This window comes from Frankiales bacterium (assembly GCA_016125335.1).
Classification (GTDB): Bacteria; Actinomycetota; Actinomycetes; order S36-B12; family CAIYMF01; genus Longivirga.
In genome coordinates this window covers 88,226-103,493 of record WGLY01000006.1, presented here as the reverse complement: position 1 = coordinate 103,493, position 15,268 = coordinate 88,226, and the positions used below count along the sequence as shown (strand labels likewise).

Genomic DNA, 15,268 nt, shown 5'->3' with positions numbered 1-15,268 from the left:
CTGCCGGGGACGCGGCCCGCCCGGCAATGCCTGAGGACGGTGTCAGACCGTACGGCGGAACTGGCCGCCGACGTCGAACAGGGCCTGGGTGATCTGGCCGAGCGAGCAGACGCGCACGGCCTCCAGCAGCGCGCCGAAGAGGTTCCCGCCGGAGACGGCCGCCTCCTGGAGCGCCGCGAGGGCGGCCGGGGCCTCGCCGCGGTGGCGCTCGTGGAAGGCGTGCAGCCGGTCGAGCTGCGACTGCTTCTCGTGCTCCGTCGCGCGGGCCAGCTCGAGCGGTCGCCCACCGCTGTCGTCGCGCTGGGGGGCGAGGAACGTGTTGACGCCGACGATCGGCAGCGAGCCGTCGTGCTTGCGGTGCTCGTAGAGCATCGACTCGTCCTGGATCTTGCCGCGCTGGTAGCCGGTCTCCATGGCCCCGAGCACCCCGCCTCGGTCGGCGATGCGGTCGAACTCGGCGAGCACGGCCTCCTCGACGAGGTCGGTCAGCTGGTCGACGATGTAGGACCCCTGGAGCGGGTTCTCGTTCTGCGAGAGCCCCCACTCCTTGTCGATGATCATCTGGATCGCGAGTGCTCGGCGGACCGACGCCGCCGACGGCGTCGTCACCGCCTCGTCGTAGGCGTTGGTGTGCAGGGAGTTCGCGTTGTCGTAGAGCGCGCACAGCGCCTGGAGCGTCGTGCGGATGTCGTTGAAGTCCATCTCCTGGGCGTGCAGCGACCGGCCCGAGGTCTGCACGTGGTACTTGAGCTTCTGCGCGCGCTCCGAGGCGCCGTACCGCTCGCGCATGGCGACGGCCCAGATCCTGCGGGCCACGCGACCCAGCACCGTGTACTCGGCGTCCATCCCGTTGGAGAAGAAGAACGACAGGTTCGGGGCGAAGTCGTCCACGTCCATGCCGCGGGCGAGGTAGGACTCGACGTAGGTGAAGCCGTTGGCCAGCGTGAACGCGAGCTGGCTGATGGGGTTCGCCCCGGCCTCGGCGATGTGGTAGCCGGAGATGCTCACCGAGTAGAAGTTGCGGACGTCGTGGTCGATGAACCACTGCTGGATGTCGGCCATCGCGCGCAGCGAGAACTCGGTGGAGAAGATGCAGGTGTTCTGGCCCTGGTCCTCCTTGAGGATGTCGGCCTGCACCGTGCCGCGCACGGTCGACACCGTGCGCGCCGCGATCGCCTCGCGCTCCGCGTCGTCGGGCTCGCGGCCCTCCTCCTCGCGGAGCCGGTCCAGCTGCTGGTCGATCGCGGCGTTGAAGAACATCGCGAGGATCGTGGGCGCAGGGCCGTTGATCGTCATCGACACCGAGGTGGTGGGGGCGCACAGGTCGAAGCCGGCGTAGAGGTCGCGCATGTCGTCGAGCGTCGCGACCGACACACCGGAGGTGCCGACCTTGCCGTAGACGTCGGGCTGCGGCGAGGGGTCGCGGCCGTAGAGGGTCACCGAGTCGAACGCCGTCGAGAGCCGCGTGGCCGGCTGGCCCTCGGCCAGCAGGTGGAAGCGCCGGTTGGTGCGCGCCGGGTCCCCCTCGCCGGCGAACATGCGCGCCGGCGCCTCGCCCTCGCGCTTGAACGGGAACACGCCCGCGGTGAACGGGAAGTAGCCGGGCAGGTTCTCCGAGCGCAGGAAGCGCAGCAGCGTCGCGTCGTCGTCGTCCGGGGGCAGCGCCACGCGCGGCACGTGGGTGCCGGACAGGGTCACGCGGGTGAGCGGCGTGGTGATCTCCCGGCCGCGCACGACGTACACCTGGTGGTCGCCGGTGTACGACGCCTTCACCGAGGGCCAGGACGCGAGGGCGTCGCGCGACTCCCGCGGCAGGTCCTGCTGCGCCTGGTCGAGCAGCCGCTCGACGGCCGCGGCCGCCGCCGGCTCGCCCTCGTCGGCGAGCAGCCCGCGCGTGGCCGAGAGCTGCTGCACCTTGCGGGCCGACGACGCGAGACGAGCCGTGTCGGCGTGGTAGTCGCGCACGGTGCGGGCGATCTCGGCGAGGTACTGCTCTCGGCCGCGCGGCAGGATGCGCGCCAGGTTGGTCGACACGCGGGTCGCGACCGGTGCCAGCGTGCCGTCGAAGGGCCGCAGGCCGCGGTCGGTGAGCAGCGACCTGAGGTGCTGGTAGAGCGCCGTCACGCCGTCGTCGTCGAACCGGGCCGCGGACGTGCCGAACACCGGCATGTCCTCCCACGCGATGCCGAACGCCTCGCGGTTGCGCACCATCTGGCGGGCGACGTCGCGGCGCGCGTCCTCGGCCCCGCGGCGCTCGAACTTGTTCACCGCGACGACGTCCGCGTAGTCGAGCATGTCGATCTTCTCGAGCTGCGACGCGGCGCCGTACTCGGGCGTCATCACGTAGAGGCTGACGTCGGCGTGGGCGGTGATCGCGGCGTCGCCCTGGCCGATGCCCGGCGTCTCGATGATCACCAGGTCGTAGCCGGCGGCCCGGCAGGCGGCCACGCAGTCGTCGAGCGAGGGCGGCACGACGGTGGTGGCGTCGCGCGTCGCGAACGAGCGGAAGAACACGACGTCCGGGTCGATGCTGTTCATGCGGATGCGGTCGCCGAGCAGCGCCCCGCCGCCGCGACGGCGCGTGGGGTCCACCGCCAGCACGGCCACCCGCACCTTGTCCTGGCTGTCGCGACGCAGCCGGCGCACCAGCTCGTCGGTGAGCGACGACTTGCCGGAGCCGCCCGTGCCGGTGATGCCGAGGACCGGCGCGGGGTGCGGCTCTGCTGCGCTGCGCAGCTGCGCGGCCAGCTCCGGGTCGCGGCCGGACTCGAGCACGGTCAGCGCGCGGGCCAGGGCCGTGGTGGACCCTGCGCGCAGCGCGGTGACGTCGACCTCGCCGGCGGCCAGGTCGACGTCGCACTCGCGGATCAGCTCGTTGACCATGCCCGGCAGCCCCAGCCGCTGCCCGTCGCCGGGGGAGAAGATGCGCACGCCCACCTCGGCGAGCGCGGCGATCTCCTCAGGGACGATCACGCCGCCCCCGCCCCCGAACACCCGGATGTGCGGCGCACCCCGCTGGCGCAGCCGCTCGACGAGGTAGGTGAAGTACTCGACGTGACCGCCCTGGTAGGACGAGACGGCGACACCCTGCACGTCCTCCTGGAGAGCGGCGGTGACGACGTCCTCGACGCTGCGGTCGTGGCCGAGGTGCACGACCTCCGCGCCCTGGGCCTGGAGCAGCCTCCGCATGATGTTGATCGCGGCGTCGTGGCCGTCGAAGAGGCTCGCGGCGGTGACCAGGCGGACCGGGTTCGTGGGGACGTGCAGGGGGGTGTCGCTCACCGGGTCCTCCTCGGGGTGCTCCGACCCCGAAATAGTAGGACATCCAACTATCGGAGGACAGAGCGCTGTCCGGAGAGCGCCACTCGGCGTGGCCCTCGCGGAGGTCAGGAGGAGGCGGCGCGCAGGCCGGCGGCGTAGGCAGTGAGGGCGTCGGCCGCAGGCCCGAGCACCTCGAGGCTGGGGCGGGCGAGGTCCGGGGAGGCGAGCATGGTGGAGGCCGCCGCGAGCAGCCGGTCGTAGACGGCGACCCCCTCGGCCAGGCGGGCGCGCACGGTCTCCGCGGCGTCCGTGGCCGCCCGCGCGGCGGCGGACCCGGGCAGCTCGCGGCGCACCTGGTCGAGCACGGCGAGCCGGGTGACCTGGGCGGCCAGGGCCGGTGCGGCCTCGTCGTCGGCTGCCTTGAGGTCGCGGCCGGCGTCGGGGTGCAGGCCGCTCACGGCCGGGATCATCGCGGTGAGCTGGCGACGGACCGCGGCCAGGCCCTGGGCCTCGGCCCACCCGATGGCGTCGCGGCGCACGTCGGCCGGCGCCACGGACGTGCCCAGCACCGGCGGCTCGGGCGGCACGGCGTGGGTGGCGAGGTAGCGGGCCCGCACCGCGCGCACCGCCGCGAAGGCGGAGCCGACCAGCCACATCCACGCCGGCAGCGGGATGACGGCGTCGGCCGTCGCGATGTCGATCACGCCGAGCACGGCGGTGGCGCCGGACACCGCGGTCATGGTCACGGCGGCCTGCCGCCGGCCGCGGGTGAGCTCCTGGTGGCGGCGCACGGCCTTGGCGTGCTTGTCCATCGCCTTGGCGTACTCGCGGGTCGCCTTCGTGCCCGTCCCCTGGGCGGCGGCGTACGCCTCGGCGACATCGAGGCCCTGCTCGACGAGGGCCGCGACGCGCTCGCCGAGCCGGGCGACGTCGGAGGACTTCGGGCTCACCGGGCCACGGTATGCCGAGAGCACGCCTACGCTCGACCCCATGCCCACCGAGACCGCCCAGCTGCACGTGGACGACCCCGACGCCGGCGACCTGGTGTTCGACGCCGTCGTGGCGGGAGCGGACGACGGCGAGCCGGTGCTGCTGCTCCACGGCTGGCCGCAGACGACGCTGTCGTGGTCCCGCGTGATCCCGGCCCTGGCCTCCAGCGGGCTGCGGGTGGCCGCCGTCGACCAGCGGGGCTACTCCGCGGGCGCGCGCCCCTCCGACATCGGGTCGTACTCCGCCGCCCACCTCGTGGAAGACGTCAGCGGGATCCTCGACGCGCTCGGGTTCGGCACGGCGCACCTCGTCGGGCACGACTGGGGGGCCGCGGTCGCCTGGCACGTCGCGGGCCGGCGTCCCGGCCTGGTGCGCTCGCTCACCGCGCTGTCCGTGCCGCACCCCAGCGCGATGGCGGAGGCGCTGCGCACCGACGCCGAGCAGCGCGAGAAGTCGGCGTACATGCAGCTGTTCCGCGCCGATCCCGCCAAGGCCGCCGCGGTGCTCCTGCGCGACGACGCGAAGGCGCTGCGCGGGGTCTACGCGCCCGGCGTGCACGCCTCGGACATCGACGCCTACGCCGAGTTCTTCGCCGAGGACGACACCCTCGAGGCCGCACTGCGCTGGTACGCCGCGATGGACGCCGACGCCGGCCGCACCCCGGACGTCGACGACGTGCCGGTCACGTTCGTGTGGGGCGACGAGGACATCGCCATCGGGGCGGCCGCCGCGCACGCCTGCGCCGCACGGTGCCACGGCCCGTACGAGTTCCGCCCGCTGCACGGCCGCGGGCACTGGCTGCCCGACGAGGACCCGGACGCCGTGGTCGACGCCATCCTCGCGAGGGTGGGCTGAGCGGTGCCCCGCATGATGGCGGTGACGTTCACCAGGGCGGGGCGGCTCTACTACCTCGACGCCGGCGACCTCGCGCCGCGGGTGGGCGACCTCGTGCTGTTCCCGACGTCGACCTCGCCCGAGGTGTGCCAGGTGGTGTGGGGGCCGGAGCAGGTCGACGACGAGATCGGCGGCCTGCCGGTGTGCGCGGGCCTGGCGACCGACGACGACGTGGCGCGCGACGAGGCGAACAAGCGCCGGCGGGCCGAGATCCAGGTGGCGGCCCAGCGGCTGGTGCGCGAGCACCGGCTGCCCATGAAGGTCAGCGCCGTCGACTGGGCCGACCGCGGGCACGAGTCCGGCCGGCCCACGGCCACCGTGTACTTCCGCGCGCCCACGCGGGTGGACTTCCGGCAGCTCGTGCGCGACCTGTCGCTCACGCTGGACTGCAAGGTGGTGCTCACCCAGCTCTCCGCGCGGGACGACGCCCGGGTGCAGGGCAGCATCGGCTCGTGCGGGCGCGACACGTGCTGCTCGACGTTCCTCGTGGACTTCGACGCGGTGTCCGTGCGGATGGCCCGCGACCAGGACCTGCCGGCGAACCCGATGCGGATCTCCGGGGCGTGCGGGCGCCTCATGTGCTGCCTGAAGTACGAGCACCCGCTCTACCAGGAGGCGATCGACACCTGGCCGCAGGTGGGCGAGCAGGTCGACACGCCGGACGGGCCGGGGAAGGTCACGTCGGTGAGCGTCCCCGGCGAGCGGGTCGTGGTGCGGCTGGCCGCCGACGGGCGCACCACGGTGTGCCCGGTGGCCGACACCTGCGGCTCGCGGAAGGCCTACGACTCCCGCGGGTCCGGGCCGGAGTCCTAGGACGCCGCGACCATGTGCCCGGCCGCCCCGTGACCTCGGTCGCAGCACGTCGTCCTGGGGAACTACCGACCGCCCGAGGGCGTCCCAACCCAGGGACTGGCAGGCTGTGCCTGCGGCCGTCCGCAGGGCGCGGGCGGGGGACCGAGCCTCGGCAGGAGCACCTGTGACCCGCATCCCGTCGTCGCGCCGGCGAGCCGCCATCGCGGCCGCAGCCGTCGTCGCGGGCCTCTCGCTGGTGCTCTCCTCGTGCTCGGGCACGGTCGGATCGGTCACGCAGGAGTCGCCGACCTCCGGCGGCTCGTCCAGCGGCTCACCGGCGTCCCCCTCCGACCCGGCCCTCGCCACCTTCTACTCCCAGCGGCTGGCCTGGACCCCGTGCGGCGGGTCGTTCGTCTGCGCCCGGCTCACCGTGCCGCTGGACTACTCCGCGCCCTCGGGCGGCACGATCACGCTCGCGCTCATCAAGCTGCCCGCGAGCGACCCCGCGCAGCGGATCGGCTCGCTGGTGACCAACCCCGGCGGCCCGGGCGCCTCCGGGGTCGACTTCGTGCGCAGCGCGCGCGCCGTGTTCGACGCCTCCCTGCGAGCGCGCTACGACATCGTCGGCTTCGACCCCCGCGGGGTGGCCGGGTCGGACCCGGTCGAGTGCCTCACCGACAAGCAGACCGACGCGTTCCTCGCCGTCGACGGGACGCCGACGACGCCCGCGCAGGTGACCGCGATCGACACGCTGGCCCGCCAGCTCGCCGTCGGCTGCCGCACGCGGTCGCCGAAGATCTACGCCCACATCGGCACGCTCGACGCCGCGCGGGACGTCGACGTGCTGCGGGCCGCTCTCGGCGACCAGAAGCTCACCTGGTTCGGCTTCTCCTACGGCACCGAGCTGGGCGCGACGTACGCCGACCTGTTCCCCACCCACGTCGGCCGCATGGTGCTCGACGGCGCCATCGACCCGTCGCTCACGAACGTCGAGATGAGCCACGGCCAGGCCAAGGGGTTCGAGGTGGCGCTGCACCACTTCGTGCTGTGGTGCGACCAGCAGGCCGACTGCCCGCTCCCGCAGGGCGAGCAGCAGGGGGTCGACCGCATCGCCGCGTTCTTCGACGGGCTCGACACCACGCCGCTCGCTACGCACGACGCGAAGCGCCCGCTCACCCAGGCCCTCGCGATGAACGCCGTGCTGAGCTACCTCTACTTCCCCGCGTACGGCGACTACGACCAGCTGCTCATCGGGCTCCAGGACGCCTTCGACGGCGACGGCCAGACGCTTCTGTCGATGCTCGACCAGCGCAACGAGCGCAACAGCCGCGGCCACTACGCCGACAACTTCATCTCCGCGCTCTACGCCGTCAACGCGCTCGACCGCCCGGACCGCCCGACGGCCGCGCAGTCCGCCGTCCTGGCCGAGCAGTGGTCGAAGGAGGCGCCGGTCTTCGGCGCCTTCACGGCCTGGGGGATCCTGCCGTTCCAGTACTGGGACGTGCCGGCCACCGACCCGCCGCACGAGATCCACGCGCCGGGCTCGCCGAAGATCCTCGTGGTGGGCACGACGTACGACCCGGCGACGCCGTACCCCTGGGCCCAGGCCCTGGCCAAGCAGCTCTCGCAGGGGGTCCTGCTGACCCGCGTGGGCGACGGCCACACCGGCTACGGCAAGGGCTCCGCCTGCACCGACTCGGCGGTGGACCGCTACCTGCTCAGCGGCGAGACGCCCCCCACCGGGACCGTCTGCCACTGACCCCGCGCCGGTTCGGGACCGCCGATCCGCTGGGGTATCCTCGTGCACCGTGCCGCCGCCCCTGACCGGGTGGGCAGTACGCCGCCTTAGCTCAGTCGGTCAGAGCGACGCACTCGTAATGCGTAGGTCATCGGTTCGATTCCGATAGGCGGCTCCACTCGTCGGCGGCCCGCCTGCCGGGCGCTCGACGGCGATCGGCGTGCGACGAAAGGTGGAGGCCGCCGACGGCAGGACCGTCCCCTGGTCCGATGCCAGACGCTGTCCGCGCTTCGTAGCGTCGCGGCATGGACGACAACCTCCAGGCGACGCTCCGCGACCTGCTGCGCCGCGGCGCCGAGCCCAACGCCGTGCTCGACCTGCTCGTCCGCGACTACCAGCGTTTCCACCTCGTGCTGGTGCTCGTGAGCGGCCTGTTCCTGGCCCTGCTCCTCGCCGTCGGCGTCGCGCTCTGCCGCAGCTGGGGGCGTGCGAGGCACGGGGGAGACCCGTCACGACGCTTCGAGCGGCGCGCGCTCGCCGTCGGCGCGGTCCTGGCGTGCAGCGTGCCACTGCTGCTCGCGGTCGTCGTGGCGGCCAACGTGAGCACGGTGCTGAGCCCGCGTCAGGGCTTCACGGGCTCGGTGCGGCTGCTCGGGGCCCCGGCCGAGGGCACCAGGGCCGCTGCGGTGCAGGAGTCCGTGACGACGTGGCTGGCCGGTGCTCGGGCGGGACAGGTGCCCGCCCCGCTCGAGAGGGCCATCGACGACCGCCTCTCGTGGCAGCGACCGAAGGCGGTGACGACCACCGTGCTGCTCGTCGTCGTCTCGGGGCTCGGGGTCCTCGCATGGCGGCGACTGGTCCGGCGCACGCGGAGATCGGGCGGGCGCACGACCGCCCGCGACCTGCCGCTGCTGCTCGGGGGCTGTGCCGCGGTACCGGTGGCGTTCGTGCTCATGCTCATGGTGATGGGCAACACCCAGGGCGCGCTCGCGCCGCTGTCGCTCACGCTCTTCCTGGGCTAGAGGCGATGCTGTGCCCATGCATCCTCAGGCAGGTCGCCTCCTCGGCCGCTGGTACGCCTGGTCATCCGACCCCGTGCCCTCGGTCGACGGCTCCGCGGCGGTCCCGGCGTACCAGCGGGTCGGCGAGCGCCTCCGTGCGCACCCGGTGGTGGTCGACGCCCTCGTCGCCGTCGCGGTCGGGCTGTGCGCCGTGCCGCAGCTGTTGTTCTGGGCCCGCCAGCCGTCGGGCGGTCTCGGCGTGCGCATCGTGCTCACCGTCCTGCTCGTCGCACCGCTGGCGTGGCGCCGGCGCCTCCCGCTGACGACGTTCGCTCTTGCTGCGGGCGTCGCGCTCGTGCAGTGGACCCTCGGTATCACGCTCGCCGCCGACGTCGCCCTGCTCGTCTACCTCGGCACCGTCGCGAGCGCCTACAGGCTGCGGGTCGCCGTGCCGGCCGCGCTCGTGATCGAGCTGGGCGTCGTGCTCGCGGTGGCGCGCTGGGACTTCCCGACCGCCCTCGCCCTCCCGCTGCTGCCGACCCTGTTGCTGCTCTCCGCGCCGGTGGTCGCCGCCCTGGTCCTGGGGGTGAGCGTGCGCTCGCGCCGGCAGGCCCTGACGGCGCTGCGCGAGCGCGCCGCTCAGCTCGAGCTCAACCAGGAGCAGCAGGCGACCATGGCCGTGGCCGCCGAGCGCGTGCGCATCGCCCGCGAGATGCACGACGTGGTGGCACACAGCCTCGCGGTGGTGGTGACGCTCTCGGACGCCGCGGCCGCCAAGGTCGCCCGCGACCCCGACCGCGCGGCCGCGGCCATGCGCCAGGTCTCGGCGACGGGGCACGAGGCTCTCGACGAGATGCGCGGGGTGCTCGGCGTACTGCGCGGAGGGGCGCGCCCGGCCGACCGCCAGCCGCAGCCGGGACTCGACCAGCTCGAGGCGCTCGTGGCGCAGGTGCGCGCGACGGGCCTCGACGCGAGCCTCGAGCTCTCCGGCGCTCCGGCAGACCTCCCGCCCGGCCTCGCGCTCACGGTGCACCGCATCGCGCAGGAGGCGACCACCAACACGCTCAATCACGCGGGCTCGGCCACACGGGTCGACGTCCGCGTCGAGGTCGCGGAGGATCTGGTGCGCGTCGACGTCCGCGACAACGGCCGCGGACCCGGCGCCACCTCGCCCGGCGGCCTCGGGCTCCTGGGGATGCGTGAGCGCGCGGCGGTGCACGGCGGCACGCTGCAGGCCGGTCCTGACCCCTCGGGCGGATGGTCGGTGCGGGCCGTCATCCCCGTGTCGGCACCGCGCGCGGGTGCGACAGAAGCTCCTCTGGGAGCGGCGCGATGAGCATCCGGGTCCTCGTCGCCGACGACCAGCAGCTCATGCGTGCCGGGTTCCGGATGATCCTCGAGGAGGTCGACGGCCTCGACGTGGTCGGCGAGGCGATCGACGGGGCCGACGCGGTGCGGCAGTTCGCGGAGCACCGTCCGGACGTCGCGCTCATGGATGTCCGGATGCCCGGCGTCGACGGCATCGAGGCGACGCGACAGATACTGGAGCTCGACCCAGCGGCACGGATCCTGGCGCTCACGACGTTCGACCTCGACGAGCATGCGTTCGCCGTCCTGCGCGCCGGCGCGAGCGGCTTCCTGCTCAAGGACGTCCCGGTCGAGGAGCTCGTGCGCGCGATCCGCTCGGTCGCCGAGGGCGACGCGGTCGTCTCGCCGCGCATCACGCGGCGCCTGCTCGAGCTGCACGCGCATGACCTCGGCGAGCCGTCCAGCCGGCCGACGGACGCCGTCGCCGCACTCGACGTCCTGACGCCGCGCGAGCGTGACGTCCTGCTCGAGGTGGCACGCGGACGTTCGAACGCCGAGATCGCCGACGAGCTCCTGGTGACCGAGGCGACCGTGAAGACCCACGTCGGCAGCATCCTCGCCAAACTCGGCCTGCGCAGCCGCGTGCAGCTGGTCATCCACGCCTACGACGCGGGCCTCGTGGAGCCTGGTCGCGGCGACGACGAGGCAGACCGTTAGTGCCCCTGGGTGCCGGTCGCCGGCCCGCCTGCTAGGACCCGGGCTCCCGTTCCCGCCGAGACGTGGTGCGTCTACAACCTCTGGATGATCGAGTCGATCACCTTGCGACTCGCGACGCCCCACACGTCCTGACCGCGGCCGCCGAACTCGATGACCGACGAGTCTCCAGTGGCGGACGACAGCACAGAGATCCGCACCCGGACCGGGTTCAGACCGTAGCGAGCCTTGCAGACCACGTACCGGGCCGCATCGCTCGACTCCTCGACCTTGCCGGTCCCAGCAGCAGCCTTCAGCAGCCGCTGATATGCCTCGTCGGGCCCCACCGGCAACTCCACGCGGCGCTCGGTCACAGTGACTCCAGTCTCGATCGGTGCTTCATGGGCGCGTGGATGCTACTGATGCTCGATCCGGAGATCACGGCGACGGGCCGTCTGTCATGGGCCCGCCCTGCGCCTCGGCGCGCGCGGCCCTCCTGAGGTCGGGCGTGCGGCTCCGCCTCGGCCGTCCGCCGTCGAGCCTCTTGCCGCGGTGCTTTACAGAGATGTACCTTCTGTCAACTCGGCGGGAGGAGCCGCGGCGGTGTCGGACGACGGTGCGGGACGTCGGACCGATGCCTCGGCCGGGCCCTGGCGCGACCGCAAGCGGTGGCTGTGGCTGGTCGCCCTGGTGATGCCGCTGCTGCCGTTCGTCGCCGTGCTCGCCCACCGCGCGACCGGTGGTGCCGTCTGGCTGTGGCTGGGGCCGCTCGTGATCCTCGGCGTCGTCCCCGTGCTGGACCTGCTCACGGGGCTCGACCGGTCCAACCCGCCGGACGACGTCATGGACGCCCTCGAGCGCGACCCCTACTACCGGTGGCTCACGTTCCTGTTCCTCCCGCTGCAGTACGCCGGGTTCGCGTTCGCGTTCTGGTACCTCGCGAGCGCCGGTCTCTCGACGGCGGAGCGCGTCGGCCTCGCGGTCACCGTCGGCTTCATCGGGGGTCTGGGCATCAACACCGCCCACGAGCTCGGGCACAAGCGGGAGAGCCACGAGCGGTGGCTCGCGAAGATCGCGCTGGCGCAGAGCTTCTACGGGCACTTCTACATCGAGCACAACCGCGGCCACCACGTGCGCGTCGCCACGCCGGAGGACCCGGCGAGCAGCCGGGTGGGCGAGACCTTCTACCGCTTCTGGCCCCGCACCGTGCTCGGCTCGCTGCGCAACGCGTGGCGGCTGGAGCACAACCGGCTGGCGAGGAGGTCGCAGGGGCCGTGGCGGCTCGGCAACGACGTCGTCAACGCCTGGCTGATGTCGGTCGTGCTCTGGGCCGCGATGGTCGCCTGGCTGGGGCCGTCGGTGCTGCCGTTCCTCGTCGTCCAGGCGCTGGTGGCGCTCACGCTCCTCGAGGCGGTCAACTACCTCGAGCACTACGGCAGGCTCCGGCAGCGCGTCGGCGCCCCGGGTCATGAGCGCTACGAGCGGGTGTCGCCGGCACACAGCTGGAACTCCAACAACCTCGCCACCAACGTGCTGCTCTACCACCTCCAGCGGCACAGCGACCACCACGCGAACCCGACCAGCCGCTACCAGGTGCTGCGCGACTTCGAGGAGTCGCCGGTGCTGCCCACCGGGTACGCCGGGATGATCCTGCTCGCGCTGGTGCCGCCCGCGTGGCGGCGCGTGATGGACCCGCGGGTGCTCGCGCACGTCGGCGGCGACATCACGCGGGCGAACATCGAGCCGTCGAGGCGCTCGCGGGTGCTGGCGCGCCACCCGGGGACGGCGGTCGCAGCGCCGGCGCCGGCTGGGGTGGTGGGCCGACCGGCCGCCGTCGACGCCCGGGTGCTGCGCTGCCCGTGCTGCGGCTACACCTACGACGAGTCCGTGGGCGACGCGCGCGAGGGGTTCCCCTCCGGGACGCGATGGGCGGCGGTGCCGGACTCCTGGGTGTGCCCCGACTGCGGCGTGCGCGACAAGTCCGACTTCGTCGCCGTGGCCGCGTCGTGACCACCGTTGCGACCGTCCGGCAGCGCGTCGTCTCCGGGGCGATCGAGCTCACGACCGAGCGCGGCTGGCAGGTCGTGACGATGTCCGACGTCGCCGCCCGGGCCGAGGTCAGCCGTCAGACGGTCTACAACGAGTTCGGCAGCCGCACGGCGCTGGCCGAGGCGATGGTGCTCGACGAGCTCGGTCGGTTCCTCGCCGTGGTCGACTCCTCCTTCGCCCGCCACGACGGCGACCTGCGCGCGGCCGTGCGCTCCGCTGTCCTGGGCGTCCTCAGGCTCGCCCAGGACAGCGCGCTGCTGCGCGAGGTCGTCTCGCCCGGCGCGGGAGAGCTGCTGCCGCCGCTCACCACCGATGCCGGCGCGGTGCTCGAGACGGCGACCCGGGCCGTCGACGGGCACCTGCGTGCGCTCGCACCAGGGGTCGCGGCGCCCCGACGCTCCGCCGTCACCGACGTCCTCGTGCGCACCGTGCTGAGCCACGTGATGCTGCCCTCGGCGCCGCCGCGGCGCACCGCCGACAGGCTCGCCGACGTCGCCGCAGACCTGTTGCGGTGACTGACGTTGCGCGCCTCGCCCGTGACTCGGGTGCGGAGCGAGGTGCTGGGACCATGGGCGCACGGACGGAACGCTCGACGCGCCTCTCGCGCCGTCATCGGCACGGAGGCCGAGGTCGTGCAGCCGCTGGAGCAGCAACGGCGAGGGGCTCACCGGCTGTAGGGCGTCGCGAGTCTCTCGCCGCGGCTTCTCGTCAGAGCCTGCGGGCAGCGGCTGAAGGAGGGAACCGTGTCAGGGCCCTGGTGGGGGCGGAAGACGAGGCAGCAGGGCCTTGTCGCTCCTAGTCAACGCCCTCGCCGCGGAGGAAGGCCCACACGTCGGACGGGAGTCCCAGGGCGAGGGTGTGCGCATGGTGCGACACGCGAACGCCCCTGGGATCCATCTGCACCCCCCAGCCGTGAAGCTCGACTCCGCGCGAGGGTCTCCATCAGCGCGACGGATCGCGCGGAGACGTCCGACGTGTCGCGGTTCGACGAGAACGCGATGCGGGACTCGAGGTCTTCCGCGCTGAGGAGCGCGAGCTCCGTGATGCGGCGATCGAGTTCGAGCGCGACAGGCGCGAGCGCGAGGTCCGTCCTGTCGTGCGGTCTGCCGCTCACGCGCCCTCCCCTGCGTTCACCGCCCGTGCGCCCGATGGCCGAGCGCAGGACCCACCCCGGGCACACATGATAATCATACGTAGAGATATTGCGTCGCAACTCGGCCACGACTCTGGACACGGGATCAATCCCTGCCTAGCATCCCAAAGGCATCCATGCGGATGATTACCCTATTGGAGGTTCCATGATCACCATCTCCAGCCGCCGGGTGGGCGGGGCGGCGTTGGGGCTGTCCGCAGTCCTCGCCCTGGCGGCTTGCGGCAGCAGCAACGACTCGACGAGCTCGACGGCAAGCTCGGCCGCGAGCTCCGCCGCGCCGGCCGACTGCACGCTGCCGCCCGGTGACATCAAGATCGTCTCCGTGGACTCCATGACCGGTCCGGCAGCGTTCGCCGGAGTCCTGGCCGAGCAGGGGGCCAGCCTTGCTGTGAAGGAGATCAACAGCTCCTCGTTGCTCGGGTCCGGTGTCACGATGTCCATCGACGTGCAGGACGACGCCACCAGCCCCGACGGCTCGGCGTCAGCCTTCACCAAGGCAGCGGCCGACCCCAGCGTGCCGGCGATCCTCGGGCCGATCCTCAGCGCGGGTGGCGTTGCCACGGCTCCGATCGCTGAGAAGGAGAAGGTGCCGGTCGTCTACACCCAGGCCGGCAGCCCAGGTGTGGTGATCGGGGACTGGACCTTCCGCTACACGCCGCCGATGGACTCCTACTGGGCAGACGTCAAGCCCTACGTGCAACAGCAGGGCGTGAAGTCGATCAGCGTCCTCTACGCCAACGACAACCCGACGCTCATCTCGGTCGCCGAGAAGGCGCTGCCGGCCATGGCTCAAGAGCTGGGCATCAAGGTGCTGAGCAGCACCGGCCTGCCGAACTCGACGCAGGACTTCAAGGCGCCGATCAGCAAGATCCTCAGCGAGAACCCTGATGCGGTCGCCGTGCTCATGGTGGGTGCGCAGAACGCGACGGTCGTCCAGCAGCTGCGCCAGCAGGGCTGGAACCCCCCGAAGGTCCTTCTCGGCTTCGCCGGGATCGAGAACAACTTCAAGGACCTCGGGAAGACGGCCAACGGTGTGACGTGGGCGACGGTGTGGAGCCCGGACAGCACTGAGAAGTCGGTGCAGGACTTCGTCAAGGCATTCACGGCGGAGTACGGCAACGCGCCGACCAGCTACTCGGCGGAGCGCTACGACGCCACCTATCTGATCGCGAACGCGCTCAAGAAGGCGTGCTCGACCGACCGTCAGAAGGTCCGCGACGCCATGGCGGAGATCACCTCCCAGCCTGTCGTCGGTGCCATGGGCACCGTCACGTTCGACAAGCAGGACGCGCGCATCCCCGGCCTCCTCGCTGAGTGGAAGGACACTCAGCTCGTGCTGATCAAGTAGCACGCGACGACCGACGGTCCTGGCAGGATTGACTCCCCTGC

General features: G+C 72.7%; 11 protein-coding genes, 1 tRNA gene and 1 pseudogene. 11 read left to right on the top strand and 2 right to left on the bottom strand.

Translation table 11 applies throughout. The features are described 5' to 3' along the window. Positions 1–42: 42 nt before the first annotated feature. A complete protein-coding gene (locus tag GC157_04005) occupies positions 43–3,267 on the bottom strand; it encodes a methylmalonyl-CoA mutase (GenBank protein ID MBI1376632.1) in 3,225 nt (1,074 codons plus the stop codon). Positions 3,268–3,514: 247 nt separating this feature from the next. On the opposite strand from GC157_04005, the pseudogene GC157_04000 reads away from it, so the two are divergent. The 8 genes and pseudogenes from GC157_04000 (at position 3,515) to GC157_03965 (ending at position 10,701) form a co-directional block, all read left to right on the top strand. Next, positions 3,515–3,607: pseudogene (locus tag GC157_04000) on the top strand (type II toxin-antitoxin system PemK/MazF family toxin). A gap of 644 nt (positions 3,608–4,251) precedes the next feature. Continuing rightward, positions 4,252–5,106 (top strand): alpha/beta fold hydrolase, encoded by an 855-nt coding sequence (locus GC157_03995; protein ID MBI1376631.1) that lies wholly within the window; start codon positions 4,252–4,254, stop codon positions 5,104–5,106. A gap of 3 nt (positions 5,107–5,109) precedes the next feature. Beyond that, complete coding sequence (locus tag GC157_03990) at positions 5,110–5,958, top strand: hypothetical protein (GenBank protein MBI1376630.1); 849 nt, start codon at positions 5,110–5,112, stop codon at positions 5,956–5,958. Between the two features lie 106 nt (positions 5,959–6,064). Then, complete coding sequence (locus GC157_03985) at positions 6,065–7,696, top strand: alpha/beta fold hydrolase (GenBank protein MBI1376629.1); 1,632 nt, start codon at positions 6,065–6,067, stop codon at positions 7,694–7,696. 80 nt (positions 7,697–7,776) lie between these two features. Then, positions 7,777–7,853, top strand: a tRNA-Thr gene (locus GC157_03980). A 127-nt stretch (positions 7,854–7,980) separates the two neighbouring features. After that, positions 7,981–8,697, top strand: coding sequence for a hypothetical protein (locus GC157_03975; GenBank protein MBI1376628.1), 717 nt, complete (start codon positions 7,981–7,983; stop codon positions 8,695–8,697). Positions 8,698–8,713: 16 nt separating this feature from the next. Beyond that, positions 8,714–10,012, top strand: coding sequence for a sensor histidine kinase (locus GC157_03970; protein ID MBI1376627.1), 1,299 nt, complete (start codon positions 8,714–8,716; stop codon positions 10,010–10,012). Continuing rightward, a complete protein-coding gene (locus GC157_03965; GenBank protein MBI1376626.1) occupies positions 10,009–10,701 on the top strand; it encodes a response regulator in 693 nt (230 codons plus the stop codon). The genes GC157_03970 and GC157_03965 overlap by 4 nt, the downstream gene beginning before the upstream one ends. A gap of 71 nt (positions 10,702–10,772) precedes the next feature. On the opposite strand, the gene GC157_03960 is transcribed toward GC157_03965, so the two are convergent. Then, the gene (locus GC157_03960) at positions 10,773–11,051 is read right to left on the bottom strand and encodes a hypothetical protein (GenBank protein ID MBI1376625.1); all 279 of its coding nucleotides are present in this window, start codon (positions 11,049–11,051) and stop codon (positions 10,773–10,775) included. Between the two features lie 319 nt (positions 11,052–11,370). Here GC157_03960 and GC157_03955 point away from each other — a divergent pair, with 319 nt between their 5' ends. From GC157_03955 to GC157_03945, 3 genes are all read left to right on the top strand, one after another. Then, positions 11,371–12,687, top strand: a complete 1,317-nt coding sequence (locus GC157_03955; GenBank protein MBI1376624.1) for an alkane 1-monooxygenase — start codon at positions 11,371–11,373, stop codon at positions 12,685–12,687. Further along, complete coding sequence (locus tag GC157_03950; GenBank protein ID MBI1376623.1) at positions 12,603–13,241, top strand: TetR family transcriptional regulator; 639 nt, start codon at positions 12,603–12,605, stop codon at positions 13,239–13,241. Before GC157_03955 ends, GC157_03950 begins: the two co-directional genes overlap by 85 nt. A gap of 783 nt (positions 13,242–14,024) precedes the next feature. After that, entirely contained in the window at positions 14,025–15,227 is a 1,203-nt protein-coding gene (locus tag GC157_03945; GenBank protein ID MBI1376622.1) for an ABC transporter substrate-binding protein, read from the top strand. The last annotated feature ends 41 nt before the right edge of the window (positions 15,228–15,268 follow it).

Excerpts from the sequence above, each read along its gene's own strand:
- GC157_03975 (MBI1376628.1), top strand. The coding sequence starts at position 7,981 with ATGGACGACAACCTCCAGGCGACGCTCCGCGACCTGCTGCGCCGCGGC.
- GC157_03945 (MBI1376622.1), top strand. The coding sequence starts at position 14,025 with ATGATCACCATCTCCAGCCGCCGGGTGGGCGGGGCGGCGTTGGGGCTG.
- GC157_03950 (MBI1376623.1), top strand. The coding sequence starts at position 12,603 with ATGGGCGGCGGTGCCGGACTCCTGGGTGTGCCCCGACTGCGGCGTGCG.
- GC157_03965 (MBI1376626.1), top strand. The coding sequence starts at position 10,009 with ATGAGCATCCGGGTCCTCGTCGCCGACGACCAGCAGCTCATGCGTGCC.
- GC157_03955 (MBI1376624.1), top strand. The coding sequence starts at position 11,371 with ATGCCGCTGCTGCCGTTCGTCGCCGTGCTCGCCCACCGCGCGACCGGT.
- GC157_03970 (MBI1376627.1), top strand. The coding sequence starts at position 8,714 with ATGCATCCTCAGGCAGGTCGCCTCCTCGGCCGCTGGTACGCCTGGTCA.
- GC157_03995 (MBI1376631.1), top strand. The coding sequence starts at position 4,252 with ATGCCCACCGAGACCGCCCAGCTGCACGTGGACGACCCCGACGCCGGC.